Source organism: Bacteroides zhangwenhongii, assembly GCF_009193325.2.
Classification (GTDB): domain Bacteria; phylum Bacteroidota; class Bacteroidia; order Bacteroidales; family Bacteroidaceae; genus Bacteroides; species Bacteroides zhangwenhongii.
Genome location: NZ_CP059856.1, coordinates 859175 through 885427 on the forward strand (window position 1 = coordinate 859175; position 26253 = coordinate 885427).

A 26253-nucleotide genomic window follows, 5' to 3' on the forward strand; every position below is an offset into this window, starting at 1 on the left:
GATAAAATGGTTATTGTTGTTTGGCGTAAAGCATCACCTTGTACCCGGCTTTCAGCTTCACTTTCACGGTTCGGAACTTCTTGGCAAAATAGCCGGACGTTCCTTGCAGTAAGCCCCTTGTTACGTCCATAGCCACCTGTTGCCCGGCACTTTGGGCAAAGGAAATGCTTGTACCCAGCCCGCTGCCGATGTTCGCCATAGCTTCGTTGAACGCTTCCTGCTCCATTGAGGACGGGACGGAAAGCCCCTTTTGCCCGTCCGTGTCGAACACGGCAAGCTCCACCGGGATGATGTTGCCAGCGTACTCAATCGAGGACACCACTATGTCGAGCCGTTCGCCCTGCACCTTTGCCGTACCCGCTACAAGGGTATTCTTTGGTACAACGATGTTCCCGGCTTGCATGGGTTCAAGCAGCCGGAGTTTCACCGCCTGCCCGTCCGTCAGCGTTTGGTCTTGGTGGATGCAGGCGGCTACCGTATTCTTTCCCATAACGTAACCCGTGCCTACCGCCGTGTTGAAGCCGTAGTTGCGGGACTGGTTGTACGCCCGGATGAAGTCGGCATCGCTCATGGGCTGCTGCAATCCCGATACGGTCGTTTCTCGGATTGCCTGCACCGCCACCGCATCCGGCTTGCGTTCAATGCCGCCCGTTACGGGTACTTGCGCCACTTGCCTGCCGTCATTCATATACCTTGCCGCCAGTTCGTAGGACTTTTCAAGTAAAGCCATTTGGTCGTCAGTGGTGGGCGTGGCGTTCTGCTGTTGTTGCAGTCGGTCGGTCAGTTCCGCCACCTGCCGCTTCAATTCCTCTTTTTCCTCGTCCACCGCCGGGGTTTCGTAGAACGTGCTTAACTGGCGGTTGATGTCCCGGTAGGCGTTTGCCGAAGAAGCACCGCCGCCCCGCCGGGGTTGCGCATCTTCTTCCGGCATCAGGTCGATTTCCGTCTGCGGTTCTTCGGTTTCATTGTCCCCCGTGAAACCGAAGTCCTGCAAGGATTGTATCTTGTCCTGCTGCTTGCGGTTCATCATCGCCTGCTCGTATGCCTTTTGCTTGTCGGCTATAATACCGTCCTCTGCGGGCAGGGGGATGTCGGCGTTGAAGCCGCCCACGCTCTCCATATTCATATTCTCTTTGCCGGAGGGGGCGAATATCAGGTACATGCACCCGGCAAAGGCGAGGAACATCAGCGGGAAGACTATCATTTTCCTGCGCTGCTGTATCTGTTGGGGTGTCAGTTCCCGTTTGGGCTTCTTTTCGGGCTTCCCGTCCGTCTGCGGTAAGGTCGTGCCGTTCTCATTCTTCTGTACTTCTTCCATATTCCGGTCTGTTTAATGGGTTGATACTGTTGATTGTGTCATTGCCTTGCAATGGCAGTTGTCTGATATGTTCTATTTGCAGGCGTTGCCCGTCCCGTTTCCCGATGTTGTAGATTGATGAAACGGTGATATAGATAGACAAGCCACTAAAAAAGAAGAACATCACGAGGATAACCGCCAGCCTTTTGCCCGGCGTAATCCGTCCGCACATACGGCGCAGGCGGTCGTCCGTCCAGTCCTGTACTTTTCCGATATAACTCTGTTTCCTTTCCATACGGTTATCTTTTGACAGTTTGTAAATCCTTATTCTCGGTAATGGTGAACGCTTCGATGATGAAGCCGTGCGGGTTGTTGTCGCTCCGTGTGGCGTTGAGCAGGCGGCACGAGGTTACAAGGCTGCGCACCGTCAGGCTGCTTTCCCGGACAATCAACTGGCGGGCGTAGGTGTTCACCTTGTAGGGGTACTGGTTGAAGTCGCACTTCACGCTGTCAATCTCCACCGTCTGCGTGACGTTCCCCGAAATCACCCGGTTGTAGTAACCCTTTTCCGCCAAGTCCTTGTAATAGTTGAAAGCGGTCTTGTCGGCAAGGAACAGCGAGCGTTTGATATTACTTTCGATAGCCCCCTTGTCGGGCGATAAGGTGAAAAACAGTTCGTGAAAACGCCGCACGTGTGATTTGGCTTCCACTGGTCTGTTCTGTGCCATGTCCTGCGAGAGTGCCAGCATCAGGCTTTTGCCGTTGTCGAGGACGTATATCTTCTGCCGCTGCTTCTCGGCGAAGCTGTACGAGTTCCACACGGCAAAGCCCGTCACCAGTGCGCACAGGCAGATGAATACCAGCGCAAAGAGCCGGATTTGCCGGAAACTCGTTTCGATGTTGTTCAATGACTTAAATTCCATATCCTTTAAAAATTTGATGTTGTTTATTTGAGTAGTTTTCCCGATACTTTTCCACCGACTGCGCCAACCGCAGCCCCGGCGACCGACCCGGCTTTCGACACGTTGCGGTTATAGGCGGACATACCGCCAGCCGACACAATCCAGCTTGCCACCGTTGGAATGGTGAAGTAGCCCACAATGCCGATAATCATAAAGATTACATACACGGTGCTGCTCCCGTCAGGAATGAAATTCGGGTCTGAAAGTTCCTGAATGTCCTTTTGGAGCATCAGCGTTTGTATGCGAGCCAGCACACTGCTGAACAAGTCAGACACGGGTAACCACAGGTAAATGGAGATATAGCGTGAAATCCACTGGGTCAGCGTGCTTTGGAAACCGTCATAGACGGAAATCGCAAACGCCAGCGGACCCAGTATGCTTAACACGATTAGGAAGAACGTGCGCAGCGTGTCAATAATCAGCCCCGCCGCCTGAAAGAGCATTTCCAGCAATTCCCTGAACCAGTCCCGGACGGACTTCTTGATGTTGTAAGCCGCCCTGTCCATATACATACCCGTCATAGTCACCATGTCGGAGGGCGACCAGCCCAGTTCTTCCAGTTGCCTGTCAAATTCCTCGTCCGATGCGAGGTAAGCCGTTTCGGGGCTTCGCATCAGGGCTTCATATTCCAGTCGGTCTTTCTGCGCCCGATACTCGTTCATGTCGAAAGTCTGCGTTTCCATAAGCTGGTTGCACCCTTTCACCACTGGCGACAATACCGTGTTGATAGTCCCCAACACGAAAGTTGGAAAAAACATGATACACAGCCCCAGCGCAAAGGGGCGCAGGAGCGGGTACACGTCTATGGGTTCGGCACGAGCGAGCGACTGCCACACTTTGGCGGCTACATAGAACAAAGCTCCCAGCCCGGCTATCCCTTTGGCTACCCCCGTCATGTTGCTGCACAAGGGCATCATTTCATCGTACAGCACCCGCAACACTTGGTGCAGGTTGTCAAAATCCACTGCTGCTAATAACATAGGCGTACCGATTTATATGTTACCAGTAGCGTTCATCCGCCGAGCCATAAAGAGCCAGCACCCGGTCGGTGTCGTTCTTCTTCTTCGCCCGCAGGTAGGACACGGATATGTTCTTGCGGGTGTAGTAGTTCACGAGATTGCGGTAGTTGAGCAAACTTCGATAAGCGTTGTCGATGATTGCCAGCCGTTCGGCATCCGTCAGCGACATACCCGTGATGTTCACTACATTTTTCAAGTCCTGCAACACGTCCGAGCTTTCCGACATCAGTTTGGCATAGCCGAACGATATTGCGGAAAGTTCGTCAGGCGTGAAATTCGGGTCTGCCAGCATGTTTTGGAAATTGCGCACGTAGATTTCGGAGATTTCCGCCACCAGTTCAATGGACTTCTTCACCTTGACACCGCCCTTAACCACGTCATGCACCGCTTTGAGCGCATCGTAATATTTTTTACCCTGCTGGAAAATCTTCTGCGCTTCCATGAAGCCGTCCAGCGTGTTCTTGGCTGTGGTGGAAGTTTGCACTATCTGCTTGGTGGTGTTAATGATACCCTGTGCCAAGTTGCCGGGGTCTGACACCACCCACTGGGCGGATGCCTTGCCGATGAAGCAAAGGCACACCGCCATAAAGAGGATTATTTTCTTCATGCTCCTAATTTTTAAGTTGTTGATGATTGGGGATTACGTTTGCTTTCCGCAAGCCGCTTGATAGCCAGTTCAAGGTTGCCGCCCAGCTTGTCGGCAAGGGCGAACAGTTCCATTTTCTCGCTTTCCTCTGTAGTGTACGTGTAGTATTCGTCCAACGAAACTTCTGTGGCGTACACCGCCGACTGCGTACCACCCAGCGAAATAAAAACTTCCTTGTACTTCCGTCCGGGGTGGTTCGCCATGTTGATAGACAATATTTGCGAACGCTCCTTGTCGGTCAATCCGAGCAGGTTTTGTATGCTGTCAAACTTGTTCAGATATTTTCTTTGGTCTAACAGGATTTTGCAGTCCGAGTTATTGATGATACTCTCTTTCACTATGGGCGAAGAAATAATATCCTCTACCTCTTGCGTGACTACAATCGCTTCCCCGAAATACTTTCTGACGGTTTTGTACAAATATTTTATGTAGTCCGCCATATTTGCGCTTGCAATCGCTTTCCACGCTTCCTCTATCAAGATTAATTTTCTTATTCCCTTTAACTTGCGCATCTTGTTTATAAAGGCTTCCATGATGATGATAGTCGTTATCGGGAATAAAATCTTGTGGTCTTTGATGTTATCCAATTCAAAGACAATGAATCGTTTATGTAGCAAATCCAGCTCCTTGTCGGAGTTCAGCAGGTAGTCGTATTCACCGCCACGATAGTACGGTTCAAGCACGTTCAGAAAGTTGTCGATGTCAAAATCCTTTTCCCTGACGTTCTTTTCGACAAGCCGCTGTCGGTAATCATCCCGGACAAACTCGTAGAACGTGTTGAAGCAGGGCGTTACCGAACGGTCATTGCCTATCCGTTCGATATAGGCACTTACCGCATTGGACAACGCCACTTCTTCCGACCGTTTCGGGGCTTCATCGTCCCGCTTCCACAGGGTGAGTATAAGGGTCTTGATACTCTCTTTCTTCTCGATGTCAAATACCCCGTCCTCGACATAGAACGGGTTGAACGCTATCGGGTTTTCGTTTGTGTAGGTGAAATAAATCCCGTCCTCGCCGTGCGTGCGGTTGTGGATAAGCTGGGACAGTCCCAAGTAGCTGTTGCCAGTATCTACCAGCAGCACGTGCGCACCCTGCTCGTAATACTGGCGCACCATGTGGTTGGTGAAGAAAGACTTCCCGCTACCACTTGGCCCAAGTATAAACTTGTTGCGGTTAGTCGTGATGCCTTTCTTCATGGGCAAATCCGATATGTCGATGTGTAGCGGGCGACCGCTTACCCTGTCCACCATTTTGATACCGAACGGCGAAAGCGAACTCTTGTAGTTCGTTTCTTCCACGAACAGGCATAGAGCCTGCCCCAAAAATGTGTAGAAACTTTCCTCTGCGGGGAAGTCGGCTTCGTTACCGGGTATGCCCGCCCAAAAGAGCGTGGGCGTATCGACCGTGTTGTGGCGTGGCTTGCACTCCATTAAGGCAAGCTGGCTTCCCACATCGTTGCGTATGCGTTTGAGTTCGTCCCGGTCGTCACTCCATGCCATGACGTTGCAGTGGCAGCGTACCGATACAAGCCCCTTGCTGTGGGCTTCGTTCAGGTACTCGTCTATCCACTCCTTGTTCACTTGGTTGGCACGGGAATAGCGGGAGAGTGATTGCATATTCCGGGCGGTCTGCTCGAAGTTCTTCAGGTTCTCGGCGTGGTCGCCTATGAAAATATACTGGTTATAGACGTGGTTACACGACAATAGTACGCCCACCGGGGCGGCAAAACTTAACCTGCAATCGCTTCTATCGGTGGACAGCTTTTCAAACCGTGTATCTGTCCCGACCTTGCCGGGCAAATCTTCCACATCCGAAAGCGTGTGCAGGCACAGTATATCGTCCCCGACACGCATTTCTTCCGGGTACAGTCCGATGTCTTTCAGGCAGGTGGTATCGGTCTGTGATAGCGAGAAGTATTTCTCGATGATGCCCGCCTTTCCGTCCTGCCCGGTGATTTCCGATGCCGCCAACCGGGTAAGGGTGACAAAACCGCTGTCGTTCATAATTCGTTCAAACTGCCCGACCGCTTCGATGAACTTTGTTGCCGCTTCCTTGTCGGCTATCTCCTGCGGTACAATCCTGCCCCGGCAGAGGGTGGAGAAGTCACTCTGTCGGCGGCTTCTTTCCCTTGTCGTTTTCGTCAGGAACAGGTAGCAGTAATGGTTCAGGAACGGGCGTTCATTGAAATGCCGTTCAAAACTCCGGGACAGGAAACTAAGCTCGTCCCTTTCGGTGTCGGGCTGGTAGTTCTCCTTGATGAAGAAGTCCTGCTTGTGTACTATGGAGTAGTCGGGCAGCACCTTGATAGCCTTGTACCATGCCGAATGTATGGCTTCGTACTCGGCACTGGTGACGGTGAACAGTTCGGGCAGTTCCACCCGGAAAGCCACCGTGATGTCGGCATCCTTTGAAATGATGCAGCCGTTCTCCACCGCCAAAAGGGGAAACTTCCTCTCCAGCGTGGTAGCCTTTAATGTATTCCTCATGTTCTTTCTTCCTTTCTTCTTTTGTAGTTGAACAGCCGGGGTATCGCCTTTCGGCTGATAATGAAGCGTGGGTGTCTTTTGCGGGCGGCAGCTTTCATCAGCCCGTGTGTACCGTATCGGGCATTCAGCCGGAACGTCTGCCACACGAGCAGCAGCGAAGCCGACACGATGAAACCGATACATAGCCACTGGTTCACGCCTGCCATGAACAGGACGATGAACACCACGAACACGGCAAGCAAGCCGCCGCAAAAGATAAAGAGGTACTGGCTTTTCAGCCCCTTGAACTCCACCGGCTTTCCGATACCCCTGTTTACCGGATATTCAGACATAGCCGCTGGTTTATAGGAAGAATGACCGTAGGATAGTGGCGGCGACAATCAGGAAGATACACGCCCCGAACCAACTGGCGGCGGTCTTTGAGGTGTCGGGGTCGCCCGAACTAAACTTATTATACACTTTTACCCCGCCAATCAGTCCGCAGACCGCCCCGATTGCGTACACCAATTTTGTTCCGGGGTCGAAATACCCGGTGATTAGGTTCGTGGCTTCGGTGATGCCCGCCTGCCCATTGCCCTGTGCGTAGGCACTTACCGCAGCGGCAAGGATAGCCGCTGACAAAAAGATTTTCTTTTTCATTGCGAATTGGATTTTAATGCCGGGGTAGCGGGTGGATAGTCCGCTGTCACCCGGCGGATGAATAACTTGAAATTTTAGTGGCTGCGGCACGGATGCCGTCTGTTGGTTTTAGGGTTGCCAATCAACCGTAATCACGCTGTTTCATGTTGTTAGTCTTATACATTATTATATTAAAGGAAGTCGTTCATGTCGAACGCTTCGTGTTCCTTGCTTGTATTGCCAGTTCCGGCAGGGACAGCAGCCGTAGCCAGTTCCGCTTCGTTGCGCCCCAGCAGTTCCGCCACCTTTGCCAGCCCGCCGTTGATGTTCTCCACCACCGCATCGTAGAGGTTCGTCCCCTCAATACTTGCCAGCGTCCCGGCGGCTTGCCGCTGTTCCGCTTCGGTGGAGTTGTCGGTGTTCGCCGTGCGTACCGCTTCGCCCAGTTCGTCAAAGCTCACGCCCGTAGCCCGCCCGGTATCATCGTCACCGTCCATGTACCCGGCTATTTCCTCGTCCTCGTAGTCGGGTTCGTCATTCTCGTAACCGGGTGTTTCTTCCGCTTCGGCTGCTGCTTCCGGAATGTTTTCTTCCGGCTGTCTGTCAGCTTGCGGCGCAAAAATAGTATCATTTTCAACCGCTTGCGGGAGGTGTCCCGATTTGTCCTGCGCTGTCCCGATTAGTCCGCCCTTGTATCGGCTTTCACCTATCAACGTGTAGCCTGAAATCCCGTTTCGTGGAAGCGGCGCATCATCCGTTTTGCCCGGTAATGTCCGGCTGTCCGTGTAGCGATACCACAGCCATAGGGCGATATAGTACACCAAAAGCCCGGTAAATATGCCATAGATTACCATAGTCAAACAGGCTTTTGAAAATTGCTTTCGTACAAGGTGTTTATCTCGTCTTGGTACTGCTCGAAGTGGCGCAGCAGAATGTTTTCCACGTAGCTGCTTACCGTCACCTTGCGCCCGCCTATCACCGTCACGATACGCATCAGCTTCTCGTGCGTGGTACGGCTCACGTACAAGGGCTGTCGGTCTGCCAGTTCCACTTTCTGAAAGTAGGTTTCCCGGTAGTCACCCGAACCGCCCTTGCGCTTGCGGTTTGTCGTTTTCTCCACCCGCACCGTTTCAGTCTGCCGTCCCTCGTGGGCGGTTTCCGTTTCGCCGCCGGGCTGCGGTGCATCATCCGGCTGGTTCTCCCGCTTGGCGGGTACGCCCTGCGAGATAAGTTCTTTCATGAAATCCTCGTCTATCTTCGGCATCCCGCCGCTTTGCTTTGCCATATCATTGTAATTTGATGTAGTACACTATTTCGGTTATCAGTTCTTCCAAGTTGCTTCCCCTTAACAGCGGGCGGCTGGCGGGAAAGAGCGTGGAGCGGAACACCGCCTTTTTATCTGCTACCAGTTCCTTTTTGTAGCGTTTGGTGTCGGGGATAAAGGTTTTCATCAGCGGCAGTTCCAGTTCCTTTATGGTTTTGTCATAGGCGGTGTAAAGGTCTGTTTTCTCCCGCCCGTCCACCATGTTCCAAAAGAGGTACAGCCCGGCAAGTCGGCAGGCTTCATTCTTAACCAATAGCTTTTGGATAGCCATTGCGAACGACAGGCTGCTTTCCAGCACCACCTTGTCGGCTGAAATGGGGGTGAAGATGTAGTCCATGCCAGCGAGGGAGTTTATCACGCCCTCGCTGTTCACCGTGCCGGGCAGGTCGAAAAACACTATATCCGGCACGTGTCCGGCGGCTATATATTCGTCAGCCGTTGCGATTGCCTTTTCCGGGGAACTGCACAGCACCGGGTAGGCTTTCTTCCCCAGCCGGGTGAACTGTTCATACGCCATGCGCTTGTAATCTTCATCCGCCCCTACCTGCTCGGCATCCCGCTTGCGCATCCCGGCAATGGAGTGTTGGGGGTAGTCGCAATCGACCACCGCCACATCGTAGCCTTTGAGGTAGTAGAGGTAACTCGCCGCCAGCACGGTAAAGGTGGTTTTGCCGACCCCGCCCTTTTGGGTGGAAAAGGCGACATAAAGGGGTGTTTTCTCGTTTTCCATATTGCTTTCGTTCATTATTGGTTGATAGATTTATTTATTGCTTTCAATCATTCATTCTTTCCATGTTACAATCTTGAAATATTGAAAGATTGTTTTATTTCAATCTTGCTTTCCTGCTTTCATTCTTTCTTGAAATATTGAAATCCTGCAATCATGTTTTCTTGAAATCATGCTTTCAATCATTCTTTCCTGATTGAAATATTTCTTTCAATCTTTCTTTCAATCTTGAAATCCGATGCAAAAAAAGGGAGAAAAAACGTCCCCTGAAAACCTTGTCCCGATTTGTCCTGTGCTGTCTCGATTTGTCCACCAACCGCCTATTTTACAGCATTATAAATCACCGTTACTTTGCAGCGGAGTAACGAACCGCAGGGGGCGGAGGTGTAAAACCGGGCTGGTGAGCGGCAGGGCTTACCGTTCCACGCTAACCCCAATCCGTCCGTGACGGATTTCGATTTTCGTCAGAAAATAGCAAGGTGTGTTTTGTATGCTACAAAACCGTTTTCCGTGCCTGAAAACGCCTTGCCCCTTGCGGGGGTAAAAATCACTCCGAAGTCGTAATTTTTTAATTCAAAGAAGTATGGAAACAAGAAAACCCAACAGGGGCGGTCGCCCCGTCCTCGCAGACCCGGCGAAGCACCGCCATGTCCTTTACCTGAACGACCGGGAGAACGCCCGCTTCCTCTCGCAATGGGAGCAGTCGGGCGTTACGAGCAAGTCCCGTTTCATCGCCGCCCGATTGTTCGGCGAGCCGTTCCGGGTGGTGAAAGTAGAGAAGTCAGCGGTAGAATACTGCACCCGGCTGACTGAATTTTATGCACAATTCAGAGCCGTAGCGGTCAATTACAACCAAGTTGTAAAGGCGTTGCACAGTAACTTTTCGGAGAAAAAGGCACTGGCTTTTCTCTATAAACTGGAGAAAGCGACCACCGAACTGGCGGCACTGAACCGCCAAGTCATTGCATTAACCAATGAATGTAAGGAGCTATGGTTGCCAAAATAAGCACGGGCGGCAATATGTTCGGCGCACTGGCTTACAACCAAAACAAAGTGGACAGCGAGGAAGCAAAGGTGCTTTTCTCCAACCGGATGCTGTTAAGCGAGGACGGGCATTTCAGCATCGGCGAGTGTATGCGCAGCTTTGAGATGCAGATGCCCGTCCAGCTATCCACCAAGAAGCCGATACTGCATATTTCCATAAACCCGCACCCGGAAGACGTGCTGACCGACCAGCAGCTTTCCGACATCGCACGGGAGTATATGCGGAAATTGGGCTATGGCGACCAGCCTTATTTGGTGTACAAGCACACAGACATCGACCGCCACCATATCCACATCGTCGGGTTGCGGGTGGACGAGAACGGCAGACCGCTGAATGACAGGTTCGAGCATCGGCGCAGCAAGCAAATCACCCGTGAACTGGAGCGGAAATATAACCTGCACCCGGCAGAGAAGAAAGCGAGGACGGAACGCCCGGAACTTAAAAAGGTGGACTACACCGCCGGGGACGTGAAGCACCAAATCGGCAATACCGTGAAAGCGGCTTGCTACGGCTACCGTTTCCAGTCGTTCGGGGAGTACAAGGCTTTGCTTGCCACCTATAATATATGTGCCGAGGAAGTCAAAGGCGAGGTAAACGGCAAACCCTATCAGGGCATTGTCTATTCCGCTACCAATGACAAGAGCGAAAAGGCGGGCAACCCGGTAAAGGCTTCCCGTATAGGCAAGTCGGTGGGCTATGAAGCGGTACAGCGCAGAATGGAGAAATCGGGCGAAGCAATCAAGAACGGGAAACTGAAAGAGCGTACCCGGAAGATTGTAGCCGATGCCGTGAGGAATACCCGCAGCCGCAAGGAACTGGAACAGCAGTTAAAGAAGCGGGGCATTGACGTGGTATTTCGTCAGAACGACAGCGGGCGCATCTATGGCGTTACGTTCATCGACCACGACAGCCGGGTGGTGCTGAACGGTTCTCGCTTGGGCAAGGAGTATTCGGCGAACGTGTTCAACGACCTGTATTCCGATGAAAGAAAAACGGATATACGGCAGGAACAATCCGCACATCAGGAACAGCCGGGCTTCACGCCGAAAGCCGACATTGTTTCGGGCGTGGCTTCCGTGCTGGGTGCTTTCGGCGGTTTGCTGGGCGGCGGTGTATCAGGCGGTGACGAGCCGCAGGACACCGCCCGCCAAAAGAGAAAGAAGAAAAAGAAGCGCACAAGGCGCATTGACTAACTTAAAAACATACAATTATGCAGCAAGAGGATGATTTGAGAGGGCTTGCAAGGGTCATGGACTTTATGCGGGCTGTCAGTATTTTATTCGTGGGAATAAACGTGTACTGGTTCTGTTACTCCACCCTGAAAGAGTGGGGAATGACCTTTGAAGTGATAGACAAGATACTGTGGAACTTCCAGCGCACTACCGGGCTGTTCTCGTCTATCTTATGGACAAAACTATTTTCGGTGGTGTTCCTCGCCCTGTCGTGTATCGGCACTAAGGGCGTGAAAGAGGAAAAGATAACATGGACGAAGATACATTGCAGCCTTGCGGCGGGTGTGGTGCTGTTTTTCCTGAACTGGTGGCTGCTGAAACTTCCCCTGCCACACACGGCAGGTACGGTATTTTATATCGCCACGCTGTCGGCAGGTTACATCTGTATGCTTATGGCAGGTACGTGGATGTCCCGATTATTGAAAAACAATTTAATGGATGATGTCTTTAATACCGAGAACGAAAGTTTCATGCAGGAAACAAGGCTTATCGAAAACGAGTATTCCGTAAATTTGCCTACCCGGTTCTACTATAAAAAGAAATGGAACAACGGCTATATTAACGTTGTAAATGTTTTTCGTGCGAGCATCGTGTTAGGAACTCCGGGCAGCGGGAAATCCTATGCGGTGGTAAATAATTACATAAAACAGCAAATCGAGAAAGGTTTCGCACTCTATTGTTATGATTACAAGTTTCCCGACCTTTCGGAAATTGCTTACAATCACCTACTTAATCACTTGGACGGTTACAAGGTAAAACCGAGGTTTTACATTATCAATTTTGACGACCCACGCAAGAGCCACCGATGCAACCCGATAAATGCCAGCTTCATGTCAGACATTGCGGATGCCTACGAAGCCAGCTACACGATTATGCTCAACTTGAACCGCTCTTGGGTGTGACCTGTAAAGTCACGTAATTGATTGTTAGACAGTGATATTAATTGCATGATTTAACCCGCTGTTCCGTCAGCGGTAGCCTACTATAAGGTGCATCTCCAGTGATGGGTTGTGCCAAGCTTATAGGACAAAGTACACTTTCCGAAAGGACAAGACTGAACCGTGAGGGAATGTCAAGGACGGTTAGTATCATACCGTTGAGTGGCGAGGCTGGATAGCATGGTTAACGTAAGTGAACTGACTTTAGCCGTCGTAAGGTTTGAAGGAGCGCAAGATACTTTAGCTCTCACCAAAAGGTAAGCAGTCGGATAACCCTTGCCCATGTTGGGGTTACACGGACACAGCACTGCCGGCGGACTTGGCAGAACCTAAACTATCCGTTTGTCAATTACGTGGAACAGGGCAAGCCTGTATCTCTCTCGTAAGAATGCGAGTAAGCGAACCGCAAGGCAAGCCGAATGGGGTGCAGGTATGAGATAACGGAAAAAGCGAATGCCACCCTGTAATGGGGTGGATACGGATTGAATCAACATCACGGGTTGTTATTGGTGACATCATCCGACACGAAAGTGGGCAGACTTCCGTATATGGTAACTCTTTACAAGATAACTTTTAGAACTTTCAAAAGGAGGAAAGCAAATGAACGAAACTAAAACATCGTGTGCGCCTGCTGACAGCAGGAATCTAACTTGGGACGGCATGGACTGGTCCAAGTGTGAAGCCTATGTCCGAAAGCTACAAGCGCGTATTGTAAAGGCTCAAAAGGAAGGCAGACATAACAAGGTGAAAGCCTTGCAGTGGATGCTGACCCACTCTTTTTACGCCAAGGCATTGGCGGTAAAGAGGGTTACTTCCAACAAAGGGAAGAAAACGTCTGGAGTAGATAAACAGCTTTGGGATTCTCCCAAGCGCAAGTACAAAGCAATCGGTGAACTGAAACGTCGTGGTTACAATCCGCAGCCGCTTCGTAGGGTTCACATCAAGAAAAAGAACGGTAAACTCCGACCGTTGGGAATACCGACAATGAAAGACAGGGCGATGCAGGCATTATATCTCATGGCATTGGAACCGATAGCCGAAACGACAGGCGACCGCTTTTCTTATGGTTTCCGCAAGAAACGCAGGACAATGGACGCTATCCGTCAGATTGATACGGTTCTAAACCGCCAGCATTCCCCCGAATGGATTTTGGAGGGAGACATTAAAGGCTGCTTCGACCATATCAGCCACGACTGGCTTCTTAATCATATCCCTATGGATAAGACGATACTCAGAAAATGGCTGAAATGTGGAGCTGTATTCAATGGCAAACTATTTCCGACAGAAGAGGGTACACCACAAGGAGGTATCATATCACCGACACTTGCAAATATAGCACTTGACGGACTTCAACCACTCTTGGCTGAAAGATTCAAAAGATTATGGCGCAACAATAAGACATTCCACTACAAGGTAAACCTTATTCGTTATGCGGATGACTTTATAATCACAGGTCGAGATAAGGAGCTATTGGAAAACGAAGTCAAACCTATCGTGATAGAATTTCTCAAAGAAAGAGGGCTGACCTTATCCGAAGAGAAAACTACCATTACGAACATATACGACGGTTTTGATTTCTTAGGTTTCAATGTGAGGAAGTTTGGCAAAAGGCTATACACATCCCCGTCCAAAGATGCACAGAAACGCTTCAGGGCAAAAATCGGTGACATCGTTAAAGGACATAAAATGTGTAAGCAGGAATCGCTGATACGAATGCTTAATCCTGTAATCACAGGTTGGGGCAACTATTACCGATATGGTGCATCAACCGATGCTTTTCATGGTTGTGACAATCACATTTACAATCTCACGAAGAAATGGGCTTTACGTCGCCATCCAAAGAAACGCAAGTCTTGGGTTGCAGACAAATATTGGCATGAAATTCGGGGCGTAAATGGACGTTTGCATGGAAATATGAAACCAAGAGCAAGAAAGTGAACTACCTGACCCTTAAAAGGTTGTCGGATATACATTATACCCCGTACAAGCAAATCAAAGGTGAGGCAAACCCTTTCGACCCGGAATACGATGATTATTTCTTTCAGCGAAAGGAGCAACAAATGCTGGAATCTCTCAAGGGACGTAAGTCTCTCTTATATTTATGGAACAAGCAGAACCGGATTTGTCCGTTATGTGGCAAGGAAATAGATTGTACAAAAGCATGGAACGTCAACGAAATATCTGTTGGTGGTTCGATTGTACGGCAACTTGTCCACAACAACTGCTACAAGCGAAATAAACGAAAATGTTGAAAGTATGAGCCGATTTCTAACAACAAATAGAAATATTGAGTTGCTTGAGCCGTATGAGGGGAAACTCTCATGTACGGTTCTTAGGGGAGAAGGGGGCAGCAATGCCCTTGACTTACCCGATATAAGCAAGCAGGGTGACTTTTTCGTGGAAAGTCCGATTATTCTTTTGGCGGCTATAATTTGGTACTTGCGCATTTATCAGGGCGGTAGATATTGTACGTTCCCTCATGCCATAGAACTGTTGAACAAGAAATACGCCGATGTGTTCACGATTTTGCGCAGCTATCCCGAACTGGAAAACTACCTTTCCCCATTCGTGGATGCTTGGGAATCAGATGCCCAAGAGCAGTTGCAGGGTCAGATAGCGAGTGCGAAAATCCCGCTTTCAAGGATGATAAGCCCGGCACTCTATTGGGTAATGACTGGCGATGATTTTTCACTGGACATCAACAACCCGGCAGAGCCTAAAATCTTGGTTGTCGGCAACAACCCCGACCGTCAGAACATCTATTCGGCGGCACTGGGATTATACAACAGCAGAATAGTGAAGCTGATAAACAAGAAAGGTCAGCTTAAAAGTTCGGTGATAATAGATGAACTACCGACCATATATTTTCGTGGGCTTGACAATCTGATTGCAACCGCCCGAAGTAACAAGGTTGCGGTTCTGCTGGGCTTTCAGGATTACAGCCAGCTTACCCGTGACTACGGGGACAAGGAAAGCAAAGTAATCCAAAATACTGTGGGTAACGTGTTTAGCGGTCAGGTAGTCGGTGAAACGGCGAAAATACTGTCGGAGCGTTTCGGAAAGGTGTTGCAGAAACGGCAGAGCATGACAATCAACCAGCGGGAGAAGTCCACCTCGATAAGCACCCAAATGGACAGCCTGATACCCGCCAGTAAAATATCCAACCTCACGCAAGGCATGTTCGTGGGGGCGGTAGCGGACAACTTCGATGAACGGATAGAGCAGAAGATTTTCCACTGTGAAATCGTGGTGGACAATGAAAAGGTGAAGTGGGAAACCGCCCGCTACGTGAAGTTGCCGCAGATAATTGACTTCACCGACAAGGACGGAAACGACCGGATGCAGGAAGAGATACAAGCCAACTACGACCGCATCCGGCAGGAAGTCCGGCAGATAGTTGAGGACGAGATAACCCGGATTAAGAACGACCCGGAGCTATGCCACCTGATAAAAGAGGAAGAATAACCGATATTCTTTCCTGATACATAGGATTTTTACTAATTTTCCTCTAAAGAAAAAAACAGATTCTTTATCTTGCCGGTGTAAAAATCCGGAGACTTTTATGTATTTTTGCAGACAACGAAATGATTATGAATGAAAACCAAAATATAGAATGGAAAGAAAGCTGGCGTGACGAGTATCTGAAATGGATATGCGGCTTTGCCAATGCCACAGGCGGCAAAATATATATAGGTATGAATGACAACGGTAAGGTAGTCGGCGTTGCCGATGCCGACAAACTGCTGGAAGACATACCGAACAAAGTGCGTGACGTGCTGGGTATCATCGTGGACGTGAACCTGCTGGAAGAAAACGGACTGAAATATGTCGAGATTGACGTGCCGCCTTACTCAAATCCTATCAATTACAAGGGGCAGTACCATTACCGTAGTGGCAGCACGAAGCAGGAGTTGAAAGGTGCGGCGTTGAATCGCTTTATCCTGCAACGTACTGGCAGGCATTGGGATGAATTTCCCGTAGAGTGGGCAGGTATAGAGGAACTTTCCACCAGTGCATTAGACCGTTTCCGCAAGGAAGCGGCGAGAAGCGGACGTGTGGATGAAGATGTGTTGAAAGATACAGCCGAAAACCTGTTGCACGATTTGCGGCTGATAGATGCCCAAACCAAATGCCCGACCCGTGCCGCCTTGCTGTTGTTCCACTCCGACCCGGAACGCTTTGTGACCGGGGCATACATCAAGATAGGTTTCTTCCGGGACGATAAAGGTAACTTGGAGTTTCAGGACGAGGTTCACGGCTCTTTAATGGAACAGGTGGATAAGGCAATGGACTTGATAAAGACCAAATACTTGATTTACCGCATTTCATACGAGGGTATTTCCCGGCGTGAAACACCGCAGTTCCCGGTGGAAGCTGTCAGGGAGTCACTGATGAATTGTGTGGCACATAAAGACTATGCCAGTGCCGTACCCATTCAGATTAGCGTGTTCCCCGACCACATCACTTTTTGGAACGCCGGACAGTTGCCGGAGAACTGGACAACCGAGAAACTTTTTGAAAGTCACCCGTCCACTCCCTATAATCCGCTAATCGCCAACGCCTTTTTCAGAAGCGGGGACATTGAAAGCTGGGGACGTGGTTACAAGCGTATTTTGGAAGCGGTCAGCGCATACAAGCTGTTGCCGCCCAAACTTGAAATGTTAAGCGGTCTGATGATTACCTATTATACCGATATACGTTCGCAGCTATTGGCGCAGCGGGCAGATGAAAGGTTTATACCTATTATCGAATATGCAGCCCAAAATGGAAGTGTTACCAATTCGGACGTTCAAAGAATATTGAATACCAATAGAACCACCGCTTACCGTTTGTTGCAACAAATGGAAACGTGGTTGGAAATGCAGGGCGTTACTGGCAAAAACACATATTATACAATCAAAGGTTTACCAAACGCTTCACAAACGCTCCAAAAATAAGCTGTTTTTTAGCTTTGATTTTTATATATAGCTTATTATAAGGCGTTTGCTAAAATCACAAACGCTTCATAAACGTTTCACAAATGGCTCATCTAAAGAGAGTGATTAACTTCGCTCTCTTTTTTTTATGCCCGTTTCCAATTCTGCAACCATTAATTGCAGTAATTTATCCTACCCGGACAAATCGGGACAGCGCAGGACAAATTCGGACAGCCCTTGCCGCCCGTCCAAATATAGCATATTTAGTCGCTACCTTTGGGCGGGACTATTCCCGTAACCGCTAAAATTTCAATTATTTATGGCAAACAGAATGACCCTGCCCGCAGAGGGGCAGGAGAAAGACGTGCTGCTGGTCTTGGATAAACAGCAGTGCAAGGTGAGTGCCGTTAAGGGTATCGACAAGGAGGGCAATTTGCAGACCGTGCCGCCGACACACGGCGGCGAGTTCATGCAGGTGGACAAGAACAGCGATGTGTTCAGCAACTTCATTTCCAATTTCTTCCGCAAGTTCCAGGACACTTCCGGGCTGGAACTTTTCAGTGTCAGGGCTTCCGAGGTGGAGCTACACGTAAAGGCAATCGAGGACAACCACCGCAACCCTACACCGGAGGGCAACAAGCGGGCTGAAATGCTTCGAGTTCCGAAGCCCGACTTCCACGAGTTCAAGCAGGGCTACCGCTTCGACCCGGCAAAAATCGACTGGGAGAACCTGAAAAAAGTCGGCATCACCGCCGACACCCTGAAAAACACGAGGGACTTCGACCGGGTGATGCGTGGCTACAAGTCCCGCAACACCTACACCGTTTCGGGGACGGTGGGTGGCTTCTATCTCAAACCTACCGATGTCAAGCTCTCTTTCTATCAGGCTAAGGACGGTACGGTAGTACCTAAGCTGCACGGCGTGCAGCAGGACGAGAAACTGTTGCAACGCCCGTTCCATGAACACGACTTCACCAAGCAGGAACAGGGCAACTTGCAGGGTACTGGCAACTTGGGCGGCATCGCACAAATCAAAGACCCGAAAAGCGGCGAACAAATTCCCGTGTTCGTCAGCCGGGACAGGTACACGCACGAACTGGAATACATGCGGGCAGACAAGTGGAAATGCCCCGATACAATCTGTAACGTGAAAGTAAGCCCGGAACAGAAAGCCGCCTTTGAAGCCGGGCAAGCGGTCAAAATGGAAAACCTGCAATTCAGGGACGGCACACGGCGCAGTGCCTATTTGCAGGTCAGTGCGGTAGAGCGTGGCTTGGAGTTCCTGCCCCGTGCCGCCGTCCAGTTCTTGCAGCAGGGACAGCAGCAAGTAGCCGGACTAAAGGACGGGCAGGGCGTTGAGTTCAACGGTCATGTGCAGTCCGGCGCACAAGGCAAATCACCCGACAAGGTGCAGCCGAAAGACGTTACCCCCGCCGCCGAGAGCCGGACACAGGTAGCGGTCAATACAGAGGGCAAGACCAACGAAGCCACCAAGCAGGGCAAAGAGCCGTTGAAACAGGGGCAGCAAAAGCCTACCGCCAAGCAGAAAGAGAAGCAGGACAAGGCGCAAGACAAGAGCCTGAAAGCGGACAAGCCCAAGAAGTCCAAAGGAATGAAAATGTAGTACCCACCCTTAAAAAGTAAAGAATTATGATTGCATTGATAGCAGAGAAGCCCAGCGTGGCAAAAGACATCGCCCGCATCATCGGAGCGACACAGAAGAATGACGGTTATCTTTCCGGCAACGGGTATATGGTGACATGGGCGTTCGGCCACTTAATCCAGCTTGCCATGCCGGAAGCCTACGGCGTGGCGAACTTCCGCAGGGAGAGCCTGCCCATACTGCCGCCCGATTTCCAGCTAATCCCCCGTCAGGTGAAAGCCGAGAAAGGCTACAAGGCAGACCCCGGCGTGTTGAAACAGTTGAAAGTGATTAAAGAGGTATTCGAGCAGTGCGACAAGATTATTGTCGCCACCGATGCCGGGCGTGAGGGCGAATTGATACACCGCTATATCTATAACTATTTAGGCTGTACCAAGCCCTTTGTCCGCCTGTGGATAAGCAGCCTTACCGACAAGGCAATCCGTGAGGGGCTGGACAACTTGCAGCCGGGCGGGTGTTACGATAACCTCTACCTCTCTGCCAAGTCCCGCAGCGAAGCGGACTGGCTGATAGGCATAAACGCCACCCAAGCGTTGAGCGTGGCAGCCGGGCAGGGCGTATTCTCATTGGGTAGGGTGCAGACACCCACGCTCGTGATGATATGCAACCGCTATTTGGAAAACAAGAATTTCGTACCCGCCAAATTTTGGCAACTCAAAGCCGATACCGCCAGCGGTAGAATCAGTTTCACCGCCCAATCTACCGCCAAGTGGGAGCAGCAGCCCGAAGCCATAGCCGCCCTGCAACGGGTAAAGGATACCGGGCAGCTTGCGGTGAAGTCCGTTGAAAGGAAAGAAACCAGCCAAGAACCGCCCCTTTTGTATGACCTTACCACGCTGCAAAAGGAAGCGAACACGAAACTGAACTTTTCGGCGGACAAGACCCTTTCCATAGCGCAAAGCCTGTACGAAAAGAAAGTGATGTCATACCCCCGAACCGGGAGCCGCTATATCCCGGAGGACGTTTTCGATGAAATGCCGGAACGTGTCGCCATGCTGGGGCAGTACCCCCGCTTTGCCGGATATGCCGCCGGATTGAACGGCGTAACGCTGAACCGCCGTAGCGTGAATGACGGCAAAGTGACCGACCACCACGCCTTAATCGTGACTGAAAACCTGCCCGGTGAACTCTCCAAAGACGAACGGGCGGTTTACGAACTGGTAGCCGGGCGTATGCTGGAAGCCTTTTCGGGCAGGAGCGTGAAAGACGTAACCACCGCTGTGCTGTCTGCCGGAGATACCGACTTCACGGTGAAAGGGTCGGTGATGAAAGAAGCCGGGTGGCGTGCCGTATTCAGCGAGCAGGAAACGGGAGAGGATGAAGAAACCGCCAGCCTGCCGCCACTCCAAAAGGGCGAAAACCTGCCTATTTCCAACGTGGAACTGTTGGAGAAACAGACCAAGCCGAAACCGCTGCACACGGAAAGCAGCCTGCTTGCCGCAATGGAAAACGCAGGCAAGGAACTGGAGGATGCCGAACTGAAAGCCAGCTTGAAAGATGCCGGGATAGGTACACCCGCCACCCGTGCGGCGATTATCGAAACGCTGTTCACCCGCCAATACATCGTGCGTGATAAGAAGAACCTTGTACCCACCGACAAGGGGCTTGCCGTTTACAGGATTGTCAAGGACAAGAAGATTGCCGATGTCGAAATGACGGGTATGTGGGAAACCGCCCTTTCCAAGATAGAAGCGGGAAACATGGATGCCGACACGTTCCGAAAGGGTATCGAGGTGTACGCCGCCCAAATCACGGCGGAACTGCTTTCGGTACAATTATCTGTTGCGGGCAGTGAAACCTGTCCCTGCCCCAAATGCAATAACGGGCGCATCCTGTTCTACCCGAAAGTGGCGAAGTGTTCCAACGTGGACTGTACGCTTACCATATTCCGCAACAAGTGCGACAAGCAGCTTTCCGACAAACAGATTGTCGAGCTGGTGACGAAACGCAAGACCGGGCTAATCAAGGGCTTCAAGGGCAAGAACGGCAAGGCTTTCGATGCTTCGCTGATGCTGGACGAACAGTTCAATGTCGCCTTTTCATTTCCCGAAAAGAAAGAAAAAACGAAGAAATAGCCTATCTTTACCGCTGAAATTTCATTGTGATAGGTTTTGCCACTTATGATAATTGAAATTTTAGTGGTTGCGCCCGGAGGGAAACCGGGCGCATTTTTTATACGCTCCCGCCAAACAGGTAGGTCGAACAGACCACCCCGTTATCCAGCACCCTGCTTTCCGACAGTTTCCATTCCGAGCCTAATGTTTCCCCGATGAAACCGATACCCTTGCCCACCATGACGGGGACAGTGTAGATAGTCAGGCTATCCAACAGTCCGGCTTTTATCAGCGAAGTAAGCAGCTTGCCGCCGCCCACCACCTGTATGTCATTTTCCTGTTTCAGTTCATAGACCCTTTGCAGCGGTTCTTCGGTCAGGAACTCCACGCCGCAGTCCGGTGTCATGTTGGTATCGTAGTGTGATACCACAAAAGACCGCTTGCTTTTGTGCGGCCACCCGCCCCAGTGTTCAAAGATGTAATTGTAGGTGTTCGCCCCCATAAGCAAGCAGCTTGCGGCGGCGTATTCCCTTGCCGCCAGTTCCTTGACCTCACGGGGCATCCAGTCCAGTTCATAGTCCGGCGTGGCGGTATGCCCGTCCAGCGATACGGCGATGTGCGCTTTGATTTGTTCCATATTGTCAGGTATTAAAGTGATATAAATCCCTACTGTCTTGGCACGTTAGCCGCCACCCCAAAAAGAAAGCGTGGCATGACGCTGTTTCAAAGTAGAGGTACTGGCATACCCAAATGTGGAAACAGTGCAGCCACGCTATGACAAACGCATAGCATATCCTGCGCTGAATATCCCCACATTTTGAAAAGTGCCAGTTTTCTACTTTGGGACGTTCGGCGAACGTATATGTTATATATAAAGGCAATATTCCGGCAACCGCCGTTCAACTGCCGTTACTTTTCGTGTAACTTCTGCAAAGTTAAGCAAATACCCTGAATTTTCACGTGCAAACAGAAAAAATCCTGCCGTGTTTCACAACAGGGCAGGACACAAGCACCTAAAAATACACAAGTTCAGCCCATACGCCTACGGGCAGCTTGCGTTCCTTTGAAGATTATATGAACCGATGACAAAACAACTTTGGTTCGCCGTGTCTTTGGTGATGATGTCCCTTTCCCGCATGAAGCGGATATAGCTCTTTGCGGTGCGCTCCTTGATGTCCAAGACCTGCTGCAACTGCTCGCAAAGGTCTATGTAGGTGATGCGTGTCTGCCGCCCGAAGATGTCACGTGCGACATTCACCAGTTCCCTTTCCTTGCGCTTCTCCTTTTCCTCACGGGGCTTTTCCCCTTTGTACACGTGCATCCCGGCTTTCTTGTCCCACGCAAAGAGCATCAGCGGAACGTCCAGCGGACTACCGTCACGCACTTTCAAGGCTTTTACCACCGACTGCGTGGGTTCTTCGTCTTTCTCTATTGAAAGGATAGTAGCCGCCTTGCGTTGCAATTCGCTACCCAAATGCCCACGTAACTTTAATCCGTTAGGAACGAAGTGCAGCACACAAAGAATACACGTGTTATAGATGCCCGCCAGCCGATAGAGTTCATCTATCACCGCCACGCTTTCCGCTTCATCGTTGGCACTCTTTACGAGGTCGGCGATGCCGTCAATGACGACCAACTGGATGCCGCCGTACTGGTAGTAGAACTTATCCATGCTCTGCACAATGGCGTTCAGGCGTTCTTTGCGTGACATACCCGTCAGGCAGAACGCTTTCAGTTCATCGGGTTTGTCCGGCTGTTTGGCTCGTGCCAGCAGGTTGCTTACATTCTTGAACAGTTGCACTTCCGACTGTTCTGTGTCATAGAGCAAGACCGCCTTGTGCCTGCCGTTGGCGGTTATCTGTATGCCCAGCGTATCTATGTCCGTACCAGCCGGGCAGATGCAGCCCGCCACGATTGCGGCTACATAATTGCTCTTGCCCGTTCCCTCGCCCCCGGTAATGCCGAACAGGTTGCCTTGTGTTCCTAACGGAACGTCACCCGCCGAAATAATCTCTTGCGCTTTGGCGGGCGGGTTGTTGAAATCTATCTCGCACGATTTTAGCATAATCAATGTGTCGCTATACAGGTTGTCTAAAAATTCGATAAACAGTTTCAGGAAATCTTCACGGGTGTTCCCGGCTTTGAAGTAGTCGGAAATGTCCTTTTCCTCTTTCGTACCCGGAAGCGGCAGGAGCAGGCGTTTCACTCCAAATTCTTCCAACAGTTTTTCCTGCTTGCATGAACTTTCCCTGCCCGTCTTGTCCATGTCAAAGAGCAGGACGATGTGCTTGAATCGGAACGTCAGCCGATATACCAGCGTGGGCGGTATAGTCACCGTTTCGCTGTTGAAGCAGATAGCGAGAAAACCGTGTGCCGCCAGCGAAAGCACGTCTTTCTCGCCGCCTGTGATGAAGAGCGTGTCGCCTTTTGCTGGCAGTTGCTCCAGCCCGAAGCAGTAGTTTTCGCCGAAGCTGCCGCCATAGAGGAAGCGGGGCGTGGAGAACGGGCGGTACAGCTTGATGTGCTGTTTGCCCTTGTAGCCGTACATGGGTTCTGCCACCGATGAAGTGTAGGTGTACGGTTTGCCCTCTGCCGTTTCGCTGTGATACTCCCGGAGCGAACAGACCTTGTAACGTTCCAGCAGTTCGGGCGTGATGCCGTACTGTTGCCAGTACACCAGTTCGGCAAGCGGGAACTTCTGTTCCCGGAACTGGTAGGGCTTGACGGGCTTTTCGGGTGTTTCTTCGGTTTTGCCCGATACTGTCCGGTGGACGGTTGCCGGAGGAATGGAAACAGGAGTGCCGGAAGCCAGCCCCAAGCCTAAATCCCGGTCGATGATTTCCAGTATCTCCACGAAGTCAGCCGCCCGGTTGCAGTCCAGCCCCTTTAACTGCCCCACGAGGAAGAAACAGTCGCCGCTGTAACTGTCGTTGCCGAAGTCTTTCATCTTGTAGATGCTGCTCCGGCGGTCGAAGTAGATGTTGCAGGAAGCCTTGCTGTCCTCGTACAGCGGGTTAAGGAAGTTGCGACCTATGCGCCAGTTTCCGGGCAGGTAGTGTTTGAATATCGCCAGCCCGTTACTTGTTCTTTCTAAGATTTCCTCTTTCCTTAGCATACAGTTGGTGGTTGGTTATCAGGTTGTCGATGTTCTCTTTGTTGCTCCTTATCAGGCGTTCTTCCAGCATCCGGCGTATCTCGCTGACCTTGTAGAAATAGCGTCCCCTGATGTTGGAATAGGCGATAGTACCCGACACCCGCAGGCGTTGCAGGGTCTTTTCGCTTATTTTCAGAAACGTGCAGACCTCGTAGCTGTCCACCCACATATCTTCTTCACTTTGCTTTGCCATTTCCGCATGATTGAAGATGTAATCGGCAATAGCGGTAATCTTGTTGTCCAATTCCTTATAGGCTTTGGACTCGAATGTTATTATTTCCATAATGGTAACTGATTGATTCGCTGCAAAGTTCGGGTGTCCTGAAAAATAAAACGCCACAGATGTACCCACCTGTGGCGAAATAAATTTTGTTAAAGTGCGCCTGTCCTAATCCTGCTCCCTCATGCGCATCAGCAGCCTGTCTTTCAGGGTGGAGAGGAAGCCCGTTCGGTCTTTGGTCTTGGCTTTGAGTTCCATGTAGGTGTGGTAGAAGTCGCCGAGGTCTATGTCGAACACATACTCAAAATAGCCTACAATCTCCTTTATATCAACCGTTCCCTTGTTCAGACAGCCGCAGGCGTCCAAAGCGTAGATAAGTTCCACCAACGCCCGTTTTGTCCCAGTCCAGTGCAGTATCTTACCCATGAAGCCGTTCTTCACCTGTTTGCGCTGTTCCCGGCGTTCCAGTTCGTGCAGGCGGTTGGTGAGGTATATTTCCAGCAGTTCGTTGGCTAAAATCTTGGCTACCTTGAAATCGTAACTGGTGCTGAACTGTGGGTCTGTCTCGTAATAGAAACTGTCCACAATGATTTGCATGTCAGGCTTTCCACGCATGAAATACTGCCCGTCCAAGTAAGTGGCTTTCGTGCGGTGGTACTGGTAGAACGCCAAGTTCCGCTGGAACGACTTTGAAATCCGGTCGGTTTCCGACAGCAGGTAGTCCCTTTGCACTTCCTCACTACCGCTGGGAAAACGCACCTCAATCTTGTAAACAGAGTTGTAATAGATGATTTTGCTCGCTATCAGCGGCTTTAGTTCCTTGAAGAAATGTATTTCTTCTTCCGGGCTGGCAAACGGGTAGGAGACAATAAAGGCTTTGAGTTCGCTCAGTATCTCTTGCAGGTAGTCCACGCACAGGCGGCACAGTGTCAGCGTGTCCATTGCAGTGTCCTCGTATTCCTGTATCTGCCATTCTACTTTTTGCAGCAGTCCGGCAAAGTATGTTTCCAGTTTTATATGATGTCCCATAACTTTGTGCCTTTTTTTGAAGCACAAAGTTATGGGCATTAAAAATCTGTTTTATTCTTGATATTGCACATTACATTCCTATAACTGTGCATTTTTTTGTTTCCTTTGCTTTTTTGCGTATCTCGCCCGGCGTGTCCAAGAGGTAAGTCTTGCAGAAATCATTCAAGTTCGATGCCGATGCAAACCCGGTGGTGAACGCCACTTCTGTAAGCGTGAGGTTCGTATTTGTCAGATAGTGTTCCACGTCCTTTGCCCGCTCTTTGATTACCCATTGCTTTGGGGTGTACCCTGTCATTTGTTTTACCTTCCGCCGGAACGAGCCGTATTCCATGCCGCATTTTTCCGCTAGTTCCTCGGCATCATATACCATGTAGCCTTTCATACGCACCATTTCGATGAAAGTCTGCCTGCCCAGTTCGGGTAGCATCCGTTCGGCGTGGCGCAGTTCCTTTTCCGTCACCCGCAGTCGGTTGTCCTTGACCGGGTTTCTTCGTAATAGGTGAAAAGCGTGGCACACGGTGTTGTACACGTTGCATAGGTACTGCCGCCCCGGTCGCATCCAGTGGAGCGCATCGCAGTAGGCGGTCAGTTCGGGTATGTCGTCCCGTTTACGGTGCTGTTCCGCCAGTTCGTCCAGTATGGCGTAATGGGTGGTGGACATTCCCAGCAGGATGATGATTGCCTTGTAGTCCTTATATGCCGCCAGTGTCGGCGTTTCCGGCAGGCTTCGGAGCGTGTGGCACACGCAGCCGCACAGCCGCCCGTCTTTGCTGAACGGTTCAAGTTCCAAGTAGTTGTCCATTTTCCAGCTGTTGTGCAGCAGCCACGTTACTTTCTTGTCCAACTCCTTGCAGGACGCTTCCAGCCCCGCTTCGGGAGCGGATAGCAGCAGTGATGTAATCCGGTGTTCCATATCTGATGTT

Annotated in this window: 21 protein-coding genes and 3 pseudogenes; 8 read left to right on the top strand and 16 right to left on the bottom strand. The window is 50.7% G+C overall.

Features of this window, described 5'->3' with window-relative positions:
- Positions 1–10: 10 nt before the first annotated feature.
- The 11 genes from traM to GD630_RS03510 all read right to left on the bottom strand — a co-directional run bounded on the left by traM (position 11) and on the right by GD630_RS03510 (position 9097).
- Positions 11–1318 (bottom strand): conjugative transposon protein TraM, encoded by a 1308-nt coding sequence (traM, locus tag GD630_RS03460; RefSeq protein ID WP_143868803.1) that lies wholly within the window; start codon positions 1316–1318, stop codon positions 11–13.
- Positions 1296–1592, bottom strand: coding sequence for a TraL conjugative transposon family protein (locus GD630_RS03465; protein ID WP_143868805.1), 297 nt, complete (start codon positions 1590–1592; stop codon positions 1296–1298). Before GD630_RS03465 ends, traM begins: the two co-directional genes overlap by 23 nt.
- A gap of 4 nt (positions 1593–1596) precedes the next feature.
- Positions 1597–2220: a conjugative transposon protein TraK gene (traK, locus tag GD630_RS03470; protein ID WP_143868807.1), complete on the bottom strand. Its 624-nt coding sequence runs from the start codon at positions 2218–2220 to the stop codon at positions 1597–1599.
- Between the two features lie 23 nt (positions 2221–2243).
- On the bottom strand, positions 2244–3239 hold the full coding sequence (gene traJ / locus GD630_RS03475; RefSeq protein WP_085931159.1) for a conjugative transposon protein TraJ: 996 nt from the start codon (positions 3237–3239) through the stop codon (positions 2244–2246).
- A 19-nt stretch (positions 3240–3258) separates the two neighbouring features.
- On the bottom strand, positions 3259–3885 hold the full coding sequence (locus GD630_RS03480) for a DUF4141 domain-containing protein (RefSeq protein WP_143868809.1): 627 nt from the start codon (positions 3883–3885) through the stop codon (positions 3259–3261).
- 11 nt (positions 3886–3896) lie between these two features.
- A complete protein-coding gene (locus GD630_RS03485; protein ID WP_143868811.1) occupies positions 3897–6410 on the bottom strand; it encodes a TraG family conjugative transposon ATPase in 2514 nt (837 codons plus the stop codon).
- Positions 6407–6742, bottom strand: coding sequence for a DUF4133 domain-containing protein (locus tag GD630_RS03490; RefSeq protein WP_010803765.1), 336 nt, complete (start codon positions 6740–6742; stop codon positions 6407–6409). Before GD630_RS03490 ends, GD630_RS03485 begins: the two co-directional genes overlap by 4 nt.
- Positions 6743–6752: 10 nt before the next feature.
- The gene (locus GD630_RS03495) at positions 6753–7049 is read right to left on the bottom strand and encodes a DUF4134 domain-containing protein (RefSeq protein WP_005856081.1); all 297 of its coding nucleotides are present in this window, start codon (positions 7047–7049) and stop codon (positions 6753–6755) included.
- A gap of 170 nt (positions 7050–7219) precedes the next feature.
- On the bottom strand, positions 7220–7882 hold the full coding sequence (locus tag GD630_RS03500; protein WP_143868813.1) for a hypothetical protein: 663 nt from the start codon (positions 7880–7882) through the stop codon (positions 7220–7222).
- A 2-nt stretch (positions 7883–7884) separates the two neighbouring features.
- Positions 7885–8313 (bottom strand): DUF3408 domain-containing protein, encoded by a 429-nt coding sequence (locus GD630_RS03505; RefSeq protein WP_143868815.1) that lies wholly within the window; start codon positions 8311–8313, stop codon positions 7885–7887.
- Between the two features lies 1 nt (position 8314).
- Positions 8315–9097 carry a ParA family protein gene (locus GD630_RS03510; protein WP_143868816.1) on the bottom strand — a complete coding sequence of 261 codons (783 nt, stop codon included), beginning with the start codon at positions 9095–9097 and terminating at the stop codon, positions 8315–8317.
- A gap of 565 nt (positions 9098–9662) precedes the next feature.
- Between GD630_RS03510 and mobA the strand changes: the two genes are divergently transcribed.
- The 8 genes and pseudogenes from mobA to GD630_RS03550 all read left to right on the top strand — a co-directional run bounded on the left by mobA (position 9663) and on the right by GD630_RS03550 (position 20948).
- A complete protein-coding gene (mobA, locus tag GD630_RS03515) occupies positions 9663–10085 on the top strand; it encodes a conjugal transfer protein MobA (protein ID WP_143868820.1) in 423 nt (140 codons plus the stop codon).
- The gene (gene mobB, locus GD630_RS03520; RefSeq protein WP_143868822.1) at positions 10070–11317 is read left to right on the top strand and encodes a conjugal transfer protein MobB; all 1248 of its coding nucleotides are present in this window, start codon (positions 10070–10072) and stop codon (positions 11315–11317) included. The genes mobA and mobB overlap by 16 nt, the downstream gene beginning before the upstream one ends.
- Positions 11318–11334: 17 nt before the next feature.
- Positions 11335–12255: pseudogene (locus GD630_RS03525) on the top strand (YWFCY domain-containing protein); the annotation flags it as partial.
- A 639-nt stretch (positions 12256–12894) separates the two neighbouring features.
- Positions 12895–14546 (top strand): annotated as a pseudogene (ltrA, locus tag GD630_RS03530) (group II intron reverse transcriptase/maturase).
- Between the two features lie 121 nt (positions 14547–14667).
- A pseudogene (locus tag GD630_RS03535) lies at positions 14668–15759 on the top strand (TraM recognition domain-containing protein); the annotation flags it as partial.
- Between the two features lie 125 nt (positions 15760–15884).
- A complete protein-coding gene (locus GD630_RS03540; RefSeq protein WP_143868205.1) occupies positions 15885–17231 on the top strand; it encodes an RNA-binding domain-containing protein in 1347 nt (448 codons plus the stop codon).
- A gap of 298 nt (positions 17232–17529) precedes the next feature.
- Positions 17530–18834, top strand: coding sequence for a DUF4099 domain-containing protein (locus tag GD630_RS03545; protein WP_143868207.1), 1305 nt, complete (start codon positions 17530–17532; stop codon positions 18832–18834).
- Positions 18835–18860: 26 nt separating this feature from the next.
- A complete protein-coding gene (locus GD630_RS03550) occupies positions 18861–20948 on the top strand; it encodes a type IA DNA topoisomerase (protein ID WP_143868208.1) in 2088 nt (695 codons plus the stop codon).
- A gap of 97 nt (positions 20949–21045) precedes the next feature.
- Here the strand turns inward: GD630_RS03550 and GD630_RS03555 are convergent, their stop codons facing one another.
- The 5 genes from GD630_RS03555 to GD630_RS03575 all read right to left on the bottom strand — a co-directional run bounded on the left by GD630_RS03555 (position 21046) and on the right by GD630_RS03575 (position 26243).
- Positions 21046–21564 carry a dihydrofolate reductase family protein gene (locus GD630_RS03555; protein WP_143868209.1) on the bottom strand — a complete coding sequence of 173 codons (519 nt, stop codon included), beginning with the start codon at positions 21562–21564 and terminating at the stop codon, positions 21046–21048.
- A gap of 405 nt (positions 21565–21969) precedes the next feature.
- Positions 21970–24042 carry a bifunctional DNA primase/helicase gene (locus GD630_RS03560; RefSeq protein ID WP_143868210.1) on the bottom strand — a complete coding sequence of 691 codons (2073 nt, stop codon included), beginning with the start codon at positions 24040–24042 and terminating at the stop codon, positions 21970–21972.
- Positions 24005–24433, bottom strand: coding sequence for a helix-turn-helix domain-containing protein (locus GD630_RS03565; RefSeq protein ID WP_171028079.1), 429 nt, complete (start codon positions 24431–24433; stop codon positions 24005–24007). The genes GD630_RS03560 and GD630_RS03565 overlap by 38 nt, the downstream gene beginning before the upstream one ends.
- A gap of 36 nt (positions 24434–24469) precedes the next feature.
- Positions 24470–25369, bottom strand: coding sequence for an RteC domain-containing protein (locus tag GD630_RS03570; RefSeq protein ID WP_143868211.1), 900 nt, complete (start codon positions 25367–25369; stop codon positions 24470–24472).
- 31 nt (positions 25370–25400) lie between these two features.
- The gene (locus GD630_RS03575; protein WP_143868213.1) at positions 25401–26243 is read right to left on the bottom strand and encodes a helix-turn-helix domain-containing protein; all 843 of its coding nucleotides are present in this window, start codon (positions 26241–26243) and stop codon (positions 25401–25403) included.
- Between the last annotated feature and the right edge of the window lie 10 nt (positions 26244–26253).